We start from the raw sequence: 16,295 nt of genomic DNA on the forward strand, positions 1-16,295 counted from the left end.
GCTTCTCAATAAAATCAGGACTAATCAGATGAGTTTCAAATTGAAGACCGTAGGCCTTTCGATCGCCTTAATGCTCTCCGCCGCGCCATTGGTCGTGTCGGCGGATCAGGAAGGCGCTATCGCAGCCCTGGAAGGCCTCAATGATCGTTTCAACGCAGCTGCCTCCAACCACGACGCAGCCGGTATCCTGTCGCTCTATGCGGACGACACGATCTGGATTGCACCCGGAAAGCCTGCCGTCAAGGGATTGGAAGAACCCAAGAAGCTGTTCGAATTCGTTACCTCGAACAAGGGAGACGTCAGTCATTCGATCGATACGCTTTTCGTATCTGACGATGGAACGCTTGCGGTAATGATCGGATCAGTCGATGCCAAGATCGAAAGCGCTGGTATGGACGCAACAGGCACTTATCTCTATGTCCTGCAACCTGGCGACGAAGGCTGGGAAGTGGCCGCTGACATGTGGCATCAGCATGAGGAATAGCATTAAAACTCGGGTCCAAGGCACGCGGACTGGGAGCAAATGAACGCCCTAAAGGACGAAAAAGGCGCCTTTACGCGCCTTTTTCTTTGCCGCGGTTATTGATGCGGCGTCACTTTGCGTCCGGTGAAAAAATTCAATAATCGGTTGCCGGATGATCTTGCTGGCCGATCCATGTTGCGAATTTCGGAAACGTCCATGTCGAATGCGGCAATCATGTCCACCTGGCCATCCAGCAACGTGATTTCCTGGCGCGTGGTTCGCAAGGACAAGCGGCCAACCATCTGTACGGGTTGATAGATTTCTTCGGCATTCAACCCTTCCTCAACCTGATAGCGGATCATCTGATTGGGGTCGGGTGCAGGCATGTGGCTGCACATGCCTGCTTCCGGAACAAGATAGCCGCCGGTAACCGTTTTGGTTCCAGGTGCGAAAACAGGAATGGCGTAGCCCGAAATAACGATTTCCTGGCCATCAAGGTCGGGATTGCCGGCTAGAGCCGCCTTCGCACGCTTTTTGCCGATCTCATGACGTTGCGACAATAACCAGTCTGTGCGAACGCCGGATGCGGCAAGCTTGGCTTCCTCGCGCTGAAGTCTCTCTCTCGTCTGCGCAGCGGAATTTGCGGAAAGGGTCGTTTGTTCAAGCTCGCGGCGCAGCCGCAGCACAGTCCCGAGAGATCGAAGTTCCGCAATGCTCAAGGTGGCGAAGGGATCTTCAAAGATGGTGGAGCCGGGGTCGGGCAGATCTGTCCAATTGACGGCAACCTTTGCCGCTGCCGCCGGAAAGGAAACTAGAAAGAGGCACAAGATTAAAAACAGACGCATATGCGGCTACCTGTGCGGTTGATCTTAAAATCGCTTCCTAGGCGATAGCAGATTGGCGCTTTCCAAGCACCTCAAATTGCTGCGAAGCCCACATATGTTGCCCACAGACTGGGTGTTGACCAGACAAAGAGGAGCGGAGTGTGTCTCACGTCTTATGTCGCAAGTATTAACGTTGTGACCGGACTGGATGCTTGCTGCTCCGTGTCGGGTTCCGCGATCTTGCACTGGCCAAGAAGTTGTGCTGCGTGCTGTTTCAGGCGCGTCAAGCTTGACCCTCCTGCCTTGCATCACATATGTCCGGGCGGGCAGTGCGACTAAATAGGAACCGATGAGACAATGGAACTTGAACACGCTCCGAACGATCCGACGCGGAAGGAATTGTCGCCGCTCTTGAAGCTGGCGCTGGAACTCGGCCCGCTCGGCGTGTTTTTTCTGTTCAACGCTCGCGGTGAACAGCTCGCAGCTTCATTTCCTGTACTTCAGGCGATTGGCGAGCCGATTTTTCTGGCGACGGCCGCTTTCATGGTTGCCATCACGATTTCGCTGACGGTGTCGCTCTGGCTGACCAGACGGCTGCCGATCATGCCACTGGTTTCGGGTGTCGTCGTGCTTGTGTTTGGAGCACTGACCCTTTGGCTGCATGACGAGCTTTTCATCAAGCTCAAGCCGACCATCGTCAATAGCCTGTTCGGTTCCGTGCTGCTTTTGGGGTTGGTATTCGGAAAAGCGTTGCTTGGATATGTCTTCGACAGTGCTTTCAGACTTACCGATGAAGGCTGGCGCAAGCTGACTTTGCGCTGGGGCGTTTTCTTCTTTGTGCTGGCGGCGATCAATGAGATCGTTTGGCGTAATTTTTCAACCGATTTCTGGGTCAATTTCAAGGTGTTCGGCATCATGCCGATCACATTGCTTTTCACGCTCTCACAGCTACCGCTGATTCAAAAACATGCCATTCTGGAAGACGACGAAGACGATTGACGGCTTTGTCGGTGTCAGTCCGGCCGGAACTGACAGCTGTTGTGTGATTTGAATCCAGGTGCGCCGCTTGGCGCACCTCCTCAGTGCATGCCGTCGTGACCGAACGAGACATCCCGGCGTGCGCCTGTGATGGAGATTGAGAACCCTGCGATTACGTCAATCAGGGAGATTGCCATCAAGATGAAGAACAGGGATGTGGCCGCCTGTTGCAGCACGAGAAATTCGACCAGGTAAGCGACAAATACCAGCACTGAAAACATGTGGTCGAGCAAGGCTGTGGTGCCTATGCGTGTGGCTTTCAGAATTTCAATGAACAGAAAGAAGAGGCCGATTGTAATCAGGAGGTCGCTGGCGAGCAGCTGGAAGGTTGCGCCCGAAACCATGGCGATCGTGATAATGGGCTGCGACCAGAAGCCGGGATCTGCGGCTCCGACGGTGAAGGCAAAACCGTTGTAAATCAGCAAACTGAACAAAGTGAAAGGAATGGCAGAAAACAGACGCATTGATGCGGCTCCCGGTAAGTCTGGCCCTGTCCGGGCGGAATGGACCCGACCTGACACCAACATACCGGCGATTTCAAGCCAAAAGAAAAAGGCCGGCCTGTCGAAACAGGGCCAGCCTCAATCCTGGTTTGCCGAGCGGCGATCCGCCCTTAGAAAAACGCTGTTATGCGTCTTCTTTCGGGGTCATGATCTGACGGCCCCGGTACATGCCGGTCTTCAGGTCAACGTGATGCGGACGGCGCAATTCGCCCGAATCCTTGTCCTCGACGTAAGTCGGCTGCTTGAGGGCGTCCGTGGAACGGCGAAAACCGCGCTTCATGCGCGAGGTTTTTCTCTTTGGAACGGCCATTTTATTTGTTTCTCCGTGGTCCATAACCGCGCGGCCCGGACCGGGTAAGCCCGGGGCGTGGCAGCACGCAGTGCATTGGAATGCGCGGCGTTATACAGGCAACTCCGGCATTTTGCCACCCCATAGACAAAAATTTCTTGGTTCGGTCGGAACTTACCTGTCGCAGGCTTCGGCCAGGCAAATTCAATTGTCCAGTACGCAGCCGAATATGGGACCAGCGCCTTTGACCCTGGCAAGGTTGGTCGACGCCAGACGGCGGTGCCCGGAAGAGGGACTCGCCGGGTTGCGCGCAAGCGGATTTGGCAGAGCCGTTGCCAGTCTTGCCGCTTCCACCCGTGTCAGATCCTTTGCAGGTTTGCCGAACCAGGCCTGCGCTGCCGCCTCTGCGCCGAAGATGCCTTCACCCCACTCGGCGATATTGAGATAGATCTCCAGAACCCGCCTTTTGGTAAGGATCGCATCCAGCATCAGCGCCAAAGGCAGCTCAAGTGCTTTGCGTACATAGGACCTGTCTCCCCAGAGGAACAGGTTCTTCGCTGTCTGCATTGTAATTGTGCTGGCGCCGCGCGGCCGTTCGCCTTCGCTCAGAGCTTCGACCTGATCCTGTAGCGCGTCCCATTCAACGCCATCGTTTACGCAGAAGCCACTGTCTTCGGATGTGATGACCGATTTCACAAGGTTTGGCGATATCCGTTCCAGGGGCACCCATTGCCGATCCACCCAGAGAAGCTGCGCATAGCGACCGATCATGAGTGTGCTCACAGGCGGCACGACAGAATAAATGGTCGTCAGGAGCGGAGGCAGAACAATGGCGAGGAGAACGAGGCGGACCAACCATTTGCGCAGGAGCGCCCAGAAGGAGCGCTTCTTGGTCGATGTTTTCCGCGCGCCCGATCCACCTCCGGTCGCTCTTGTTCTAGCCATTCAAAGCCCGTTCGTTGTCCACGATAAAGTCCCGAATAATCGGAACAGCGTCCCGCTCTTTCGACAGGAGAAGCTGAAAAACCATGTTTGACCCGTGAAGGAAACCGAGTTCAACAGCACAAAGGTAAAATTCCCACATACGGCAGAACGCTTCGTCGTAAAGGGCGGCGGCCGGGATACGCTGTGCTTCGAAGCGACGACGCCAATCGCGGATGGTGTAGTAGTAGTGCAGACGCAGTATTTCCGCATCGCAGACCCATAGCCCCAGCCTTTCCGTGGAAGCGAAAACCTCCGACAACGCGGGGACGTAACCACCTGGGAAAATGTATTTGCGAATGAAGGGGCCCGTCGTACCTGGAGGCGTCATGCGGCCAATGGAGTGGATTACGGCATAGCCCCGATCTGTCAGACAGGACCTGATCTTGCCGAAATAGTCGTCAAGATGGCCTATGCCGACATGCTCCATCATGCCAACTGAAATGACCCGGTCGAACTGTCCTTCGAACTCGCGGTAGTCTTTGAGAACAAAGGTGACCCTGTCTTCCAGTCCGGCGGCGCGAACGCGTTCTTCTGCAATCTTGACCTGTTCCGGCGAAACGTTCAGGGATGTCACACGGGCACCTGCTTCGGCCATACGGATGGCAAGTGACCCCCATCCGCCACCGATCTCAAGCACTTCCATGTCCGGTTCAAGATCGAGTTTGGCAACAAGGTGGGTCAGCTTTGCAGCTTGTGCGTTTTCAAGGCTTTCATCCGGACTTGTGTAATAGGCACAGCTGTAGTTCAGCCCTTCATCCAGAAAGAGCCGGTAGAGCTCGGTGGAAAGGTCATAGTGATGCCGGGCCTGTGTTTTTGCCCGTTCAACGCTGTTTTGCTGATGGCGTCGTCGGAAGGCTTTCCATCCCTTGCGCAACAGGCCTTGAACCGGGTGCGCGCCAAGCGGCGCTCTGTTGATCGAAAACAGAAACATGAAGTCGTAGCAGGTAGAGCCTTCTTCCATCGTGAGCGACCCGTCCATATAGGCCTCTCCGGCTGCCAGTTCTGGGTTCAGGAAAAGGGATCTGTGGAGCTTCTTGTCATGCAGGCGAATGGTGACCGTTGGTCCGTCTTCGCCCGATCCAAACTCGTGCAATGCGCCGCCGGCATCATAAACACGCATGCGCCCGCGCTTGATAAAGGACCGCAACAGACCCGACAGCAATCTCATAAAACAGTCTCCCAACCCGGAACCAAGACAGACCGGCGATTAATACAGCTGCCAGTTTTTCAAATTCGCGCCTTGACGATACAGAGAATTGGTATCAGGGAAACCCGAACTTTGAAAAAGTTGTTCTGGAGCTGAATGTGACCTTTGACTTGAAGCAGCATCTGACAGCACAGGCTGGACGCATAGAGACTGTTCTGGAGCGCATTTTGGGCAGCGCTGCCCTTGATGCCGAGACCACGCGGCCACCACGCCTGCTGGCCGCAATGCGTCATGGTGCCCTGAACGGTGGCAAGCGTTTGCGTCCCATTCTTGTCCTGGAAGCGGCCAACCTGTTCGGTCGCTCGGATCAGGGCGTTCTGGAGGCGGCCTGCGCATTGGAGCTTGTTCATTGCTATTCGCTCGTCCACGATGATCTTCCAGCCATGGATGATGATGACCTGCGCCGTGGGCAGCCAACGGTGCACAAGGCATTTGACGAAGCCGCTGCTATTCTTGCAGGCGATGCGCTGCTGACCCTGGCGTTTGACGTTATTGCAGGAGAAGCTGTTCACGCAGATCCTTCCGTACGCCTGAGACTTTCACGTGGCCTTGCAAGGGCTTCAGGTGTCGGCGGCATGGCGGGCGGTCAGATGATCGATCTTGAATCTGAACATCTGGATCGAAGTGAGGCCGACATCCGGCAGCTGCAATCCATGAAAACCGGAGCCTTGCTACGCTACGCTTGTTGGGCGGGTGCGGTACTTGCCGATGCAGACGAAAGTGATCTGCACTGCCTTACCCGTTTTGGAGAAGTCACAGGTCTCGCCTTTCAGCTGGCAGATGATCTCCTGGATGTCGAAGCGAGTGCGGAAACCATGGGAAAGGCTACAGGCAAGGATGCTGAAGCCGGAAAGGCCACACTTGTCGGCCTTTGGGGTATCGACAAGACCAGGGACGAACTGGCCCGGCTCTCTAAAGACGCCGAAACACTGCTTGAACCTTACGGCGAGCGAGCTCGTGTGCTGACCGCGCTAGCGGACTACATCGTCAAACGTTCGAACTGATGCGGATCTTTCAATCGTCCTGACGCGTGTCCGCTGCATGACGGCCAAAGTCCGGTTCGTCGGTTTCCTGTCCGGCTTCGATGATGGAGCGCCGGATGCCGCGTGTGCGTGTAAACAGGTCAAAGAGCATGTCCCCGTCACCCCAGCGGATGGCGCGCTGCATGGCAGAAAGATCTTCTGAGAAACGCGACAGCATCTCCAGAATCGCTTCCTTGTTGTTCAGGCACACGTCGCGCCACATGGTCGGGTCCGAGGCGGCCAGACGCGTAAAATCGCGAAAACCGGACGCGGAATACTTGATTACCTGAGACTTTGTGACCGTTTCCAGGTCATCGGCAGTGCCGACAATATTGTAAGCGATCAGATGCGGCAGATGTGAAACGATCGCCAACACCAGATCGTGGTGTTTTGGATCCATGAGGTCGACGTTTGAGCCACACTCTTGCCAGAAAGCCGACAGCTTTTCCAAAGCGGCCTGATCCGTACCCTTGGGCGGCGTCAGGATGCACCAACGTTGATCGAAGAGGGTCGGGAAACCTGCGTCGGGACCGGATTGTTCAGTGCCCGCAATCGGATGGCCCGGGATGAAATGCACACCCTTGGGAACGTGTGGGCTCACCTGATCCACAACAGACTGCTTGGTGGAGCCGACATCGGTCAAAATAGCACCGGCCTTGAGCACGGGCGAAATCCACTTGGCAACTGCTTCGTTGGCACCAACGGGAACACACAAGATCACGAGATCAGCGCCGTCAACGGCTTGCGCGGCATCGACCGAATAAAAGTCGCCGAGCTCCAACTCTTCCGCCCGCTGCAATGTGGCAGGGGAGCGAGTGGAAATCGCGATTTCCTTGACCAGGCCACGTTGCCGTGCGGTCTGTGCGATCGACGACCCGATCAGGCCTATGCCGATCAGGGCCATGCGCTCAAAAAGGGGGGCGCCAGTCATCGGGAGTTGTCTGCTTTCTGTCTGTCAGCGGTTTGTCAGGAAATCCCTGAGATGGGCCACAACTGTGCGGTTGGCTTCTTCTGAACCGATTGTCATGCGGATCGCGTTGGGAAGGCCGTAATTCCCGACCATGCGCAGGACACAGCCACGCTCCAGCAAATAGGCGTCTGCGTCCTTGGCGCGCTGGCCGTCCTGATCGGGGAAATGAACCAGTACGAAATTGCCGACGCTGGGTGTTACCTTGAGTCCGATTTCTTCCAGCTCATTGGTGACCCAAGGAAGCCATTTCTCGTTGTGGTCAACAGACTTGGCGACAAAATCCCGATCTCTGACGGCAGCAATGCCCGCCGCAATCGCAACACCGGACATGTTGAAGGGGCCGCGGATCCGGTTCAGGGCATCAATGATATGAGCCGGGCCGAAGCCCCATCCGACACGCAGGTTTGCAAGGCCGTAGATCTTGGAAAAGGTCCGGGTCATGAAAACATTTTCAGAGGTTGCGGCCAGTTCAATGCCGCTCTCGTAGTCATTGCGCCGAACATATTCGCCGTAGGCCGCATCCAGCACCAGAAGCACGTGAGCAGGCAGGCTCTCATGCAGCCGTTTGACTTCCTCATAGGGCAGATATGTTCCTGTCGGATTGTTGGGATTGGCTATGAAGACCATTTTGGTCCTGTCGGTCACCCGTTCCAGGATCGCATCGACATCCGTTGAAAGGTCGGTCTCCGGCGCAACGACCGGTGTGGCGCCAGCGGCGCGGATGGCAATATCATAAACCAGAAACCCGTGCTCGGAATAAATCGCCTCGTCACCGGGAGCAAGATATGCATTTGCCAGCATGCTCAACACTTCGTCCGAGCCGGCGCCGCAAATGATCCTGTCAGGATTGAGCCCGTAGATATCGCCAATGGCTTCCCGCAGTTCGGTTGCCGCGCCATCCGGATAAAGCTCCAGATTCCGGATCACATGATCAACCGCCGGGCTGACCGTTGCGCTGGTGCCAAGTGGCGTTTCATTGGAAGAAAGCTTGTGAACGGTCTTGCCGTGGCTGCCTTTGGATTTGCCCGGGACGTAGGCTGCAATGTCCAACACGCCGGCTTTCGGCTGCGGACGGTTTCCGGCTTCGTTCACTTTGCTCATCTCGTTCATTCCTGAGGCTCCCTGTCCCCGGCTTCAGTGTTTATTCCGGTCCAAATGCTTCGTCTGCGTCGCCATCACCGTCAATTGGTGCAGCGTATCCGCCGACATGTCTCAATATGTCAGGTGCCGCCCCGGCTGCAGCGCAGGATTCCAGGACGTCTTCCTCCGACAATTCACCCGAAATGGCAATCAGGGCATCGACCCCGCTTGCGGATCGGAAGAAGCTGAGGACTTCAATGCCCTGGTCCATCAGTTTACCGGGCAGGAGATCGGACCAGCGAGCGTCATAAACCGCCACATCCGTGTTGTCGACCAGGCCGTCAGCCCGGGACAGTACAAGCGCAGGTAAATCGGCGGGCCTATCTTCCAGAACCACGAAAGGAAGTCTGGATCGAACCTGTGCACCGGTTTCGCTCAGGCCGCGCCACCAGGGCAGTTCGGCCCGATCGTTCAAGGCTATGAGACCAAGATCGCTTCGGGATGCGGCAACAGCGCCGACCACATCCGCAGCATCGCCTCCAGGGACCAGCTCAGCGGAGAAGCCAAAATAGAAACGCGCCAGATCCAGCATCTCGATCAACTCTGCGCCGCCGTCCAGATGAATGGCGGTGCCTTCTTTCAGACCGGTGCAGGCACAGATGATGTCCCGCCAGAAGTGCTCAACTGTTGCCAGCGGCAATTCACCTTTGTGGCGCTCCACCAGCTGACGCATCAGATCCGCGTCCCGCTCCGGCGAAAACACCGTTCTGGTTTCTCCCGAGGCAGGAGTGGCCGAGTTGACTTCGGCTTCTGCCTGAGCGCGCTCCATCAGCGCATCGTGGATGCGGGCATCGATATCATCGATACGCTTGCGCAAATCCGCCAGCGACAATCCGCTATCCGGTAGTTGAGACATTGAAGGCTCCGCCTTATTCAAGGGTCAGCGGCGCATAGTCATAGGCATGTGATCGGTCAAACGCAAAAGAAAACATTGACTCTCAAAGCTTCACGCGGCTAGGTCGCCAGTCTGACTGATGTCAGGCCGCCTATGGCGGCGGCAATCAGGGAGCGGGTTCAGCGGGCCCCAAATCGCTGCAATCAGGTCCTAATTCAATTCGGACCGATATCAACACGCCGAACCGAGCCATGTCCGCCGATACACCCAGTCCAGAAACATCAGAAGACGTCAAGGCAAACGAGGCCATCGCCCCTTCAAGCAAGCTCGCGCATTTTCCTGCAGATGAGCCGTTGGAGCTGGATTCGGGTGTCAAACTTGGGCCATGGCAAATTGCCTATGAGACCTATGGCGAGCTGAACGCCGACAAATCCAACGCGATTGTGATCTGTCACGCGCTGACGGGTGATCAATATGTGGCGTCTACCAATCCTGTGACCGGTAAGCCTGGCTGGTGGGAGCTGATGGTCGGTCCCGGCAGGCCGGTCGACACCGATCATTACTTCGTTATTTGCGCCAATGTTCTTGGCGGCTGCCTTGGAACCACCGGCCCTGCAACCATGAACCCTCAAACCGGTGTGCCTTATGGGTTGGATCTCCCCGTGATCACCATTCGCGACATGGTTCGTGCGCAGGCACGGCTGGTTGACTATTTGGGCATCGACACGCTTTTTGCAGTCATGGGTGGTTCCATGGGTGGAATGCAGGTTCTGCAGTGGGCTGTCAGTTATCCTGAACGGGTGTTTGCGGCGGTTCCGATCGCGGCCGCTGCGCGCCACACTTCGCAGAATATCGCGTTTCACGAGGTTGGCAGGCAGGCAATCATGGCTGATCCCAACTGGCGGCAGGGCACCTACATCCAGGAAGGGGTTCGTCCAACGAAAGGTCTTGCGGTCGCGCGCATGGCGGCTCATGTCACCTATATGTCGGATGAGTCGCTTCATCAGAAGTTCGGCAGGAACCTGCAAGACAGAGACAATCTGACGTTCGGTTTTGATGCGGATTTTCAAATCGAGAGCTACCTGCGCCACCAGGGCATGACATTTGTCGATCGGTTTGATGCCAATTCCTATCTCTATGTCACGCGTGCCATGGATTATTTTGACCTGGCAGACCAGTTCGACGGGGCATTGCCGCTGGCATTTGCGGGGACGAACACGCGTTTTTGCGTGATGTCATTCACGTCCGACTGGTTGTTTCCAACTTCAGAAAGCCGGCAAGTCGTGAAGGCCTTGAATGCGGCTGCGGCAAACGTGTCCTTTGTCGAAATTGAGAGCGATCGCGGTCACGATTCTTTCCTTTTGGATGTGCCGGAGATGTTCGAAACCATTCGGGGTTTCCTGACCGGTGCCGCTCGGGCGCGTGGTGTGCCCGCACCTGGCGGGGAGGCCTAAACTGTGAACCTTGCCCCCAGACAATCCCGGCCCGGCGAAGTGCGCGGCGATCACAAGGTGGTTGCCTCGCTGGTGCCTGAAGGCGCGCGTGTTCTGGACATCGGTTCGGAAGACGGAGCTCTGCTCGATCTGCTTGCCCGCGAGCGTCGGATCGATGGTCGTGGCATCGAACTGTCGCAGGCTGGTGTGAACCGGTGCGTTGCACGCGGCCTTTCCGTCATACAAGGTGATGCGGACAAGGATCTGTCCGATTATCCGGACCGGGCGTTTGATGTCGTTATTCTCAGCCAAACGCTGCAGGCGACGCGTGAACCGAAAGAGGTGATGAGCGAACTGCTGCGGATCGGCAAGCGGGTGATTGTGTCGATCCCGAATTTTGCCCATTGGCGCAACCGCATGCAGCTTCTCTTCCGCGGCCGTATGCCGGTGACGAAATATCTGCCCTATGAGTGGTACGACACGCCGAACATTCATTTCTGTTCCCTGCGTGACTTTGTCGAGTTGTGCCATGAGCTTGACGCCGAAGTCGTCAAGGCCGTTGCGTTGAGCGCTCACGGCAACGAAATTCCGGTGAATGCACCTTGGTGGGTCTGGAACATTGTGGCCGAACAGGCGGTATTTCTGCTGAAACGGTAAAGAATATTGCTTCAGCTCAAAGGTTCATAACGCGAACGAGCGTATCTCGGATGTGTGGCCCGAACCGGCTTCAGTCCCGTTGCGACACCTTCGGGTATGAAGACGGGACGCAGAACGCGCAGGCGGCTGCGTTTGCCGTCGGCGGGCAGACTTTGAAACACCAGTTTTTCCGCTTCCATAACAAGGACACCACCGAATGCGGGCAGGATGCGGCGTCCAATCCCTTCCCAGGTTCGTGCCGCTCGCAGGATTGCTCGTGCCTTTGTAGGGGGCATGAACAAGGCTTCCGTGTCGTCCAGAACGTTGAACTGGCAGCTTTTCATCAGATCCTTTAGCTGGCGGCCGGAATAAGGCCTGCCATATCCGAACGGGGAAAGCTCCGACTGAGCCCACAGGCCGCGCCGATTGGGCACCACAATGATCAGCCGGCCGCCGGGGGCGAGTACCCGCCAGGCTTCTTTAAGGACAGCCGCCGGATCCGAGCAATGGTCCAGAGCATGGACAAGCATGATCCTGTCAAAGGAAAGATCGGGAAAGGGCAAGATTGCGTCTTCTACCAGCGTACAAGATCCCGCGCGTTCGCGTGGCCAGGGTACGGCCCCCTGTGGGGCAGGCATTGCGGCGATCGCACGCTCGGCGGAGTCCAGGTACGGACGCATGAAAGGACCCGCATAGCCAATGCCCAGCAGACTTTGTCCAGACAGGTCCGGCCACATCTTGCGGATCGGCGCACCGATCAGGCTTCGAAGCAACCTGCCGAGCGGTAGATCGTAAAAGGCGCGCAAATGAACGACGTCTAGATACATGCAGCCTGGCTCTGTGAACGCGGGGTTCGTCCTCTTGACGCCGCGATTGAACATGGAACCGCAGTCCAGCGCAAGATCTCTTGCCTTGCTCTTGTTCCGGCACTTTGCCACTCTGCGTTTTGACAGACCTGCCCATCAACGGAGCTCCTCTATGGCATTGAGTGACACGACTGAAATCCGCCAGTTTTCCTGCCTTGACGACAATTTCGGCGTTCTCATTCATGATTCTGAGAGCGGGACGACCGTCGCGTTCGATGTGCCGGATTCGGGAGCCTATGAAGAGGTGCTTGAGACCACGGGCTGGAAACTGACGCATATTCTGATCACCCACCATCACTGGGACCACGTCCAGGGCCTTGGTGAATTGAAAGAGAAAACCGGGGCGACCGTGATCGGTCCGGAACGATCGCGCCAGAAGATTGCCGAACTGGACCGGACTGTTGAAGACGGAGATGGCGTTTTGTGCGGTCCTTATGAGGTCAGAGCCATATCGACACCCGGGCACACACTGGACCAGATATCCTGGCATATCGCTTCAATCGGAGTTGCCCACACGGGGGACACGCTGTTCTCGCTTGGTTGCGGCCGCGTCTTTGAGGGCGACAAGGAAATGATGTGGTCTTCGCTTGCCAAGCTCATGCAGAAATTACCCGATGATACCGTGATTTATTGCGGTCACGAATATACCGAAGCAAACGCCCGCTTTGCTCTTACCATCGAACCGGGCAATGCCGATCTGAAAGCGCGTGCCGAAGAAGTTGCCGGGCTTCGCGCCAGAAGCGAACCGACATTGCCGACAACAATGCGGCTTGAAAAGGCAACCAATCCGTTTTTGCGGGCCGGAGAGGCTTCAGTTGCAGCCGCGCTTGGAATGGAAGGTAAGCCGGCTGTCGAGGTCTTTACCGAGATCCGGACACGTAAGGACAACGCCTGATCAGTCTTGAGAGGGCGCTATCAGCTTGGCAACAATTCCTGATTGTTTTCTCTGGAAGCTTTTCTGTCGTTCGGACTTAAAACAAATGGGATCTGTCCCCATATGCACGAGATCGTGATCTGTGAAGGGGCAGTTCCATGACACCTGCGAGTAGCAAAAACCATTTGAGCCGAACCGCTGAACAACGCGCCAAGGATGTGGTTCATCGGATCGTCAATCAGGCGGAGGCCATTCCCATGCACCAAGGCGGCGGGCACCGGCTGGACATGCAAGTTCTATACGAGGAAGTCGTTGCGGCGCTTCGAGAAACCATAGACGATATCGCCTTCTGTTCGGATACCGGCCAGTCCTGAATCGTTGGCAGTGTCATCCAACCCGGCATTCAATTTGCGGAATTCAGATGAGCATTTCTCCGAACCTGACGGCTGACGATGTTGTCAATCTTTTGAAAATGCAGCCGCATCCAGAAGGCGGGTTTTATGTCGAAACCTTTCGGGATGATGTCACTGATGCGGCAGGACGGGCTGCGTCGACACTCATCTATTTCCTGTTGCCGGACGGCATTTTGTCGCGCTGGCACAAGGTCGATGCGGTGGAAACCTGGCACTGGTATGCGGGCGCACCACTTGAGCTGTCCATCAGTCCGGATGGAGCACGCAAAGTCGTCCTGACGCTCGGCAACGATCTCGCCGCTGGTCAACGGCCGCAAGGAATCGTACCCCGTGACGGGTGGCAGCAGGCACAGTCACTTGGCAGCTGGACGTTGGTTGGCTGTACTGTTGCACCCGGCTTTCAGTTCGAAGGCTTTGAAATGGCTCCGGAAGGGTGGCAGCCTGGAAGCTGATTGGATCAAAGCTTCTTGCTATTCAAGATCGCTTCCTCACCAGCCTTTACTGGCTCTTCCCGCGTAGGCCGTCGGATTGGTGACATCATGAATAGGAAGCGCAGCGGCCCCCAGCTCCGGCAGGTCATCGCGTGATGCACGAACGATGTTGGGCAGGGACCATTCATAGTCGTCGCCCAGGCCGTTTCCTTTCATCATGTGGTCGATGAAGCCATCCAGAATATAAGGATGCATTGTTCCTCCCACCACGATGGTTTCCGGATCGAAGGTTCTTGCGATCACCAGGCAGAGCCATTGAATTTGTTGCGCCGCGCGTTCGCGCCAGTCGTGAACGATGGGCAAGCCGAGATGCTCGTCGCCGATGTCGCTCAGTTTCTCAATCGGGTTGCCCGCTGCAGCAAGGGTATCGAACAAGTCTTGTCCCGAGGGGCGAGGCTTTGTTTTGGGAAACAGTCCTCCCCACTCCGCTGCACCCTTCAGTCTTCCCAAATGGGGATTCCCGCGTACGACTGCACCGCCGCCAATCCCGTAGGACAGCCAAATGTAGCAAAAGTCCTCAACATCCGTGCAAACCCCGTGATAGAGCTCGGCCAAACAGGCGGCCTTCGCATCGTTCATATGTTTGACGGGCATGTTGAAGTACGGCTCCAGATCCCTTTCGATACTAATGTTTGGCCAGTCCTTGAACTGCTGGATCCTCCTTACACGAGAAGGGTTCTCCGTGTACTGACCAGGATAGCTGACGCCGCAACCGGCCACGCGGCCATCGTCCAATCCGCAGTCGCCAATCTGCTGTCGGACACGTGTTCCTGCCGCGGTCATGATGGATTCGAAAGTCAGGTCAGCCGGCTCGATTTCGTCATTGGTAATAATATCGCCCGCAGCATTGATCACACATGTCCGGATTTTATCAGGATCCAGATAAACGCCAGCTGAATAAAGGCCTGTCGGTTCAATCTTGAGAACCTTGGCGGGAAATCCCTTTTTGCCTTCACGGCCTGGATCAGATTCCTCGTACAGAATGCCACCTTCAACCATCGCCGTCGTAAGACGGGTAACAGTCGCTGGGTTGACCCCGAGCTTGCGAGCCAGATCTGCACGAGATTGCGGTCCAGATGTCCGGACACACGCAATTATGCGCCGAGAATTGAACCCCAAATCCAGTCCCATTGACATCGTCACCGCTCTTTCATTTTTCGATTTTGACTGCTCAACCAGAGCAACGTTGTCTCAAACCTCCTTGACATTCCGCAAGATCAATTATTAGCTTGCATTATGCAATATAATAATTGCAGGTCCTGCCGGTCCGAAAAAGCGGGCCAATCAGGCGTTACAAACGCCTAATAGATGGAGGAGAATATGAAGAAATTTCTTTTGGCCACCATGCTGTCTTCAAGCATGGCTGTTGCAGCCTCTACTGCCTTCGCCGACGGCTCTGTTACCGTTTATACGGCAGTACCGCAGAACTTCATTGACGCGCTTGTGCCTGTCTTTGAGGAAAAAACGGGAACTGAAGTTGAAATCATCAAGGCGGGCTCTGGAGAGCTTTTGAACCGCCTGACAGCAGAAGCGAACAACCCGGTTGCGGATGTGCTTTGGAGCGTTGATGGAACGGTCGTCGACTTCAACCCGGCACTGTTTCAGTCTTATGACGCTGAAGGTACGGATGCGCTTGCTGAAGGCATGAAGCCGAGTGAACTCTGGAGCCCGTTTACGGCTGTTGTCATGGCTTTCATCGTGAATGAAGGCAAACTCGGCGATTTGCCTGTTCCGACAAGTTGGGCGGAATTGTCTGATCCGAAATATGATGATGTCGTTTCGTCGGCCAAGGCGAATGCATCTGGTTCAGCCTACATCCAGCTTGCAACCGTCTTGCAGGCTTATGACACTGAAGAAGCCGGTTGGGAAACCTACAAAGGGCTACTCTCGAACTTTGTGCTTTCTGACAGCTCAGGTGCAGTTCCCCGGTTTGTCAACGACGGAGAACTGGCTGTCGGCGTAACGTTGGAAGATGCCGCCTTGCGCTATGTTGAGGGTGGTGGACCCGTTCAGATTGTCTACCCATCGGAAGGCACTGCAATCGTCCCGGATGCCATGACGCTTGTCGCCGGAGCACCAAATGCTGAAAACGGTAAGGCATTCCTGGACTTCATGCTTTCGAAAGAAGCTCAGGAAGTGGTCGCTCAGCAGGGAAGGCGCCCTGTTCGCGCGGATGTGGCCTCAAACCCTGCGCTCCAGCCCGTGAGTGAATTGCCGTCCGTCGGCTATGACGGAGCATGGGCGGCCGAGAACCGCAAGAAACTCGTTGCCCAATGGGAAGATCTTCTCCTTGACGTCCAATAACTG

Annotated in this window: 19 protein-coding genes; 9 read left to right on the forward strand and 10 right to left on the reverse strand. The window is 56.0% G+C overall.

Annotated elements, in window-relative coordinates:
• Positions 1–28 precede the first annotated feature (28 nt).
• Positions 29–484, forward strand: a complete 456-nt coding sequence (locus K1718_RS03030; RefSeq protein ID WP_265679792.1) for a YybH family protein — start codon at positions 29–31, stop codon at positions 482–484.
• Between the two features lie 95 nt (positions 485–579).
• On the opposite strand, the gene K1718_RS03035 is transcribed toward K1718_RS03030, so the two are convergent.
• Positions 580–1,308, reverse strand: a complete 729-nt coding sequence (locus K1718_RS03035; RefSeq protein ID WP_152499345.1) for a DUF3299 domain-containing protein — start codon at positions 1,306–1,308, stop codon at positions 580–582.
• 336 nt (positions 1,309–1,644) lie between these two features.
• On the opposite strand from K1718_RS03035, the gene K1718_RS03040 reads away from it, so the two are divergent.
• Positions 1,645–2,286 carry a septation protein A gene (locus K1718_RS03040; protein ID WP_265679791.1) on the forward strand — a complete coding sequence of 214 codons (642 nt, stop codon included), beginning with the start codon at positions 1,645–1,647 and terminating at the stop codon, positions 2,284–2,286.
• Positions 2,287–2,366: 80 nt separating this feature from the next.
• On the opposite strand, the gene K1718_RS03045 is transcribed toward K1718_RS03040, so the two are convergent.
• From K1718_RS03045 to K1718_RS03060, 4 genes are all read right to left on the reverse strand, one after another.
• Positions 2,367–2,789 (reverse strand): hypothetical protein, encoded by a 423-nt coding sequence (locus K1718_RS03045; RefSeq protein ID WP_152499347.1) that lies wholly within the window; start codon positions 2,787–2,789, stop codon positions 2,367–2,369.
• A 163-nt stretch (positions 2,790–2,952) separates the two neighbouring features.
• Positions 2,953–3,138, reverse strand: coding sequence for a 50S ribosomal protein L32 (gene rpmF, locus K1718_RS03050; protein WP_152499348.1), 186 nt, complete (start codon positions 3,136–3,138; stop codon positions 2,953–2,955).
• A gap of 183 nt (positions 3,139–3,321) precedes the next feature.
• Entirely contained in the window at positions 3,322–4,062 is a 741-nt protein-coding gene (mtgA, locus tag K1718_RS03055) for a monofunctional biosynthetic peptidoglycan transglycosylase (protein WP_265679790.1), read from the reverse strand.
• Positions 4,055–5,269, reverse strand: coding sequence for an SAM-dependent methyltransferase (locus K1718_RS03060; RefSeq protein ID WP_265679789.1), 1,215 nt, complete (start codon positions 5,267–5,269; stop codon positions 4,055–4,057). Before K1718_RS03060 ends, mtgA begins: the two co-directional genes overlap by 8 nt.
• A 137-nt stretch (positions 5,270–5,406) precedes the next feature.
• Between K1718_RS03060 and K1718_RS03065 the strand changes: the two genes are divergently transcribed.
• Positions 5,407–6,312, forward strand: coding sequence for a polyprenyl synthetase family protein (locus K1718_RS03065; protein WP_173005842.1), 906 nt, complete (start codon positions 5,407–5,409; stop codon positions 6,310–6,312).
• A 10-nt stretch (positions 6,313–6,322) separates the two neighbouring features.
• On the opposite strand, the gene K1718_RS03070 is transcribed toward K1718_RS03065, so the two are convergent.
• From K1718_RS03070 to K1718_RS03080, 3 genes are read right to left on the reverse strand one after another with little or no spacing between them, the layout of a single operon-like run.
• Entirely contained in the window at positions 6,323–7,261 is a 939-nt protein-coding gene (locus K1718_RS03070) for a prephenate/arogenate dehydrogenase family protein (protein WP_152499351.1), read from the reverse strand.
• 24 nt (positions 7,262–7,285) lie between these two features.
• Complete coding sequence (hisC, locus tag K1718_RS03075) at positions 7,286–8,410, reverse strand: histidinol-phosphate transaminase (protein ID WP_265679788.1); 1,125 nt, start codon at positions 8,408–8,410, stop codon at positions 7,286–7,288.
• A 31-nt stretch (positions 8,411–8,441) separates the two neighbouring features.
• On the reverse strand, positions 8,442–9,296 hold the full coding sequence (locus K1718_RS03080; protein ID WP_265679787.1) for a chorismate mutase: 855 nt from the start codon (positions 9,294–9,296) through the stop codon (positions 8,442–8,444).
• 230 nt (positions 9,297–9,526) lie between these two features.
• Between K1718_RS03080 and metX the strand changes: the two genes are divergently transcribed.
• A complete protein-coding gene (gene metX / locus K1718_RS03085) occupies positions 9,527–10,729 on the forward strand; it encodes a homoserine O-acetyltransferase MetX (RefSeq protein WP_265679786.1) in 1,203 nt (400 codons plus the stop codon).
• A gap of 3 nt (positions 10,730–10,732) precedes the next feature.
• The gene (metW, locus tag K1718_RS03090; RefSeq protein ID WP_265679785.1) at positions 10,733–11,365 is read left to right on the forward strand and encodes a methionine biosynthesis protein MetW; all 633 of its coding nucleotides are present in this window, start codon (positions 10,733–10,735) and stop codon (positions 11,363–11,365) included.
• Between the two features lie 11 nt (positions 11,366–11,376).
• On the opposite strand, the gene K1718_RS03095 is transcribed toward metW, so the two are convergent.
• The gene (locus K1718_RS03095) at positions 11,377–12,171 is read right to left on the reverse strand and encodes a class I SAM-dependent methyltransferase (RefSeq protein WP_265679784.1); all 795 of its coding nucleotides are present in this window, start codon (positions 12,169–12,171) and stop codon (positions 11,377–11,379) included.
• 151 nt (positions 12,172–12,322) lie between these two features.
• Between K1718_RS03095 and gloB the strand changes: the two genes are divergently transcribed.
• The 3 genes from gloB (at position 12,323) to K1718_RS03110 (ending at position 13,949) form a co-directional block, all read left to right on the forward strand.
• Complete coding sequence (gene gloB / locus K1718_RS03100; protein WP_265679783.1) at positions 12,323–13,105, forward strand: hydroxyacylglutathione hydrolase; 783 nt, start codon at positions 12,323–12,325, stop codon at positions 13,103–13,105.
• Positions 13,106–13,242: 137 nt separating this feature from the next.
• A complete protein-coding gene (locus tag K1718_RS03105; protein ID WP_152499357.1) occupies positions 13,243–13,458 on the forward strand; it encodes a hypothetical protein in 216 nt (71 codons plus the stop codon).
• 47 nt (positions 13,459–13,505) lie between these two features.
• Positions 13,506–13,949 carry a cupin domain-containing protein gene (locus K1718_RS03110; RefSeq protein WP_152499358.1) on the forward strand — a complete coding sequence of 148 codons (444 nt, stop codon included), beginning with the start codon at positions 13,506–13,508 and terminating at the stop codon, positions 13,947–13,949.
• Positions 13,950–13,985: 36 nt separating this feature from the next.
• Here the strand turns inward: K1718_RS03110 and K1718_RS03115 are convergent, their stop codons facing one another.
• Complete coding sequence (locus K1718_RS03115; RefSeq protein WP_265679782.1) at positions 13,986–15,125, reverse strand: ROK family transcriptional regulator; 1,140 nt, start codon at positions 15,123–15,125, stop codon at positions 13,986–13,988.
• A 183-nt stretch (positions 15,126–15,308) separates the two neighbouring features.
• On the opposite strand from K1718_RS03115, the gene K1718_RS03120 reads away from it, so the two are divergent.
• On the forward strand, positions 15,309–16,292 hold the full coding sequence (locus K1718_RS03120) for an extracellular solute-binding protein (RefSeq protein ID WP_152499360.1): 984 nt from the start codon (positions 15,309–15,311) through the stop codon (positions 16,290–16,292).
• The last annotated feature ends 3 nt before the right edge of the window (positions 16,293–16,295 follow it).

The sequence above is a fragment of the Roseibium porphyridii genome (assembly GCF_026191725.2).
GTDB classification, from domain to species: domain Bacteria; phylum Pseudomonadota; class Alphaproteobacteria; order Rhizobiales; family Stappiaceae; genus Roseibium; species Roseibium porphyridii.

What these genes read in the sequence shown, in the direction of transcription:
- K1718_RS03045 (WP_152499347.1), bottom strand. Translation starts at nt 2,789, where the DNA reads ATGCGTCTGTTTTCTGCCATTCCTTTCACTTTGTTCAGTTTGCTGATT.
- K1718_RS03040 (WP_265679791.1), top strand. Translation starts at nt 1,645, where the DNA reads ATGGAACTTGAACACGCTCCGAACGATCCGACGCGGAAGGAATTGTCG.
- K1718_RS03030 (WP_265679792.1), top strand. Translation starts at nt 29, where the DNA reads ATGAGTTTCAAATTGAAGACCGTAGGCCTTTCGATCGCCTTAATGCTC.
- metX (WP_265679786.1), top strand. Translation starts at nt 9,527, where the DNA reads ATGTCCGCCGATACACCCAGTCCAGAAACATCAGAAGACGTCAAGGCA.
- mtgA (WP_265679790.1), bottom strand. Translation starts at nt 4,062, where the DNA reads ATGGCTAGAACAAGAGCGACCGGAGGTGGATCGGGCGCGCGGAAAACA.
- K1718_RS03080 (WP_265679787.1), bottom strand. Translation starts at nt 9,296, where the DNA reads ATGTCTCAACTACCGGATAGCGGATTGTCGCTGGCGGATTTGCGCAAG.
- gloB (WP_265679783.1), top strand. Translation starts at nt 12,323, where the DNA reads ATGGCATTGAGTGACACGACTGAAATCCGCCAGTTTTCCTGCCTTGAC.
- K1718_RS03115 (WP_265679782.1), bottom strand. Translation starts at nt 15,125, where the DNA reads ATGTCAATGGGACTGGATTTGGGGTTCAATTCTCGGCGCATAATTGCG.
- K1718_RS03035 (WP_152499345.1), bottom strand. Translation starts at nt 1,308, where the DNA reads ATGCGTCTGTTTTTAATCTTGTGCCTCTTTCTAGTTTCCTTTCCGGCG.
- K1718_RS03120 (WP_152499360.1), top strand. Translation starts at nt 15,309, where the DNA reads ATGAAGAAATTTCTTTTGGCCACCATGCTGTCTTCAAGCATGGCTGTT.
- K1718_RS03070 (WP_152499351.1), bottom strand. Translation starts at nt 7,261, where the DNA reads ATGACTGGCGCCCCCCTTTTTGAGCGCATGGCCCTGATCGGCATAGGC.
- K1718_RS03110 (WP_152499358.1), top strand. Translation starts at nt 13,506, where the DNA reads ATGAGCATTTCTCCGAACCTGACGGCTGACGATGTTGTCAATCTTTTG.
- K1718_RS03060 (WP_265679789.1), bottom strand. Translation starts at nt 5,269, where the DNA reads ATGAGATTGCTGTCGGGTCTGTTGCGGTCCTTTATCAAGCGCGGGCGC.
- K1718_RS03095 (WP_265679784.1), bottom strand. Translation starts at nt 12,171, where the DNA reads ATGTATCTAGACGTCGTTCATTTGCGCGCCTTTTACGATCTACCGCTC.
- K1718_RS03105 (WP_152499357.1), top strand. Translation starts at nt 13,243, where the DNA reads ATGACACCTGCGAGTAGCAAAAACCATTTGAGCCGAACCGCTGAACAA.
- rpmF (WP_152499348.1), bottom strand. Translation starts at nt 3,138, where the DNA reads ATGGCCGTTCCAAAGAGAAAAACCTCGCGCATGAAGCGCGGTTTTCGC.
- hisC (WP_265679788.1), bottom strand. Translation starts at nt 8,410, where the DNA reads ATGAACGAGATGAGCAAAGTGAACGAAGCCGGAAACCGTCCGCAGCCG.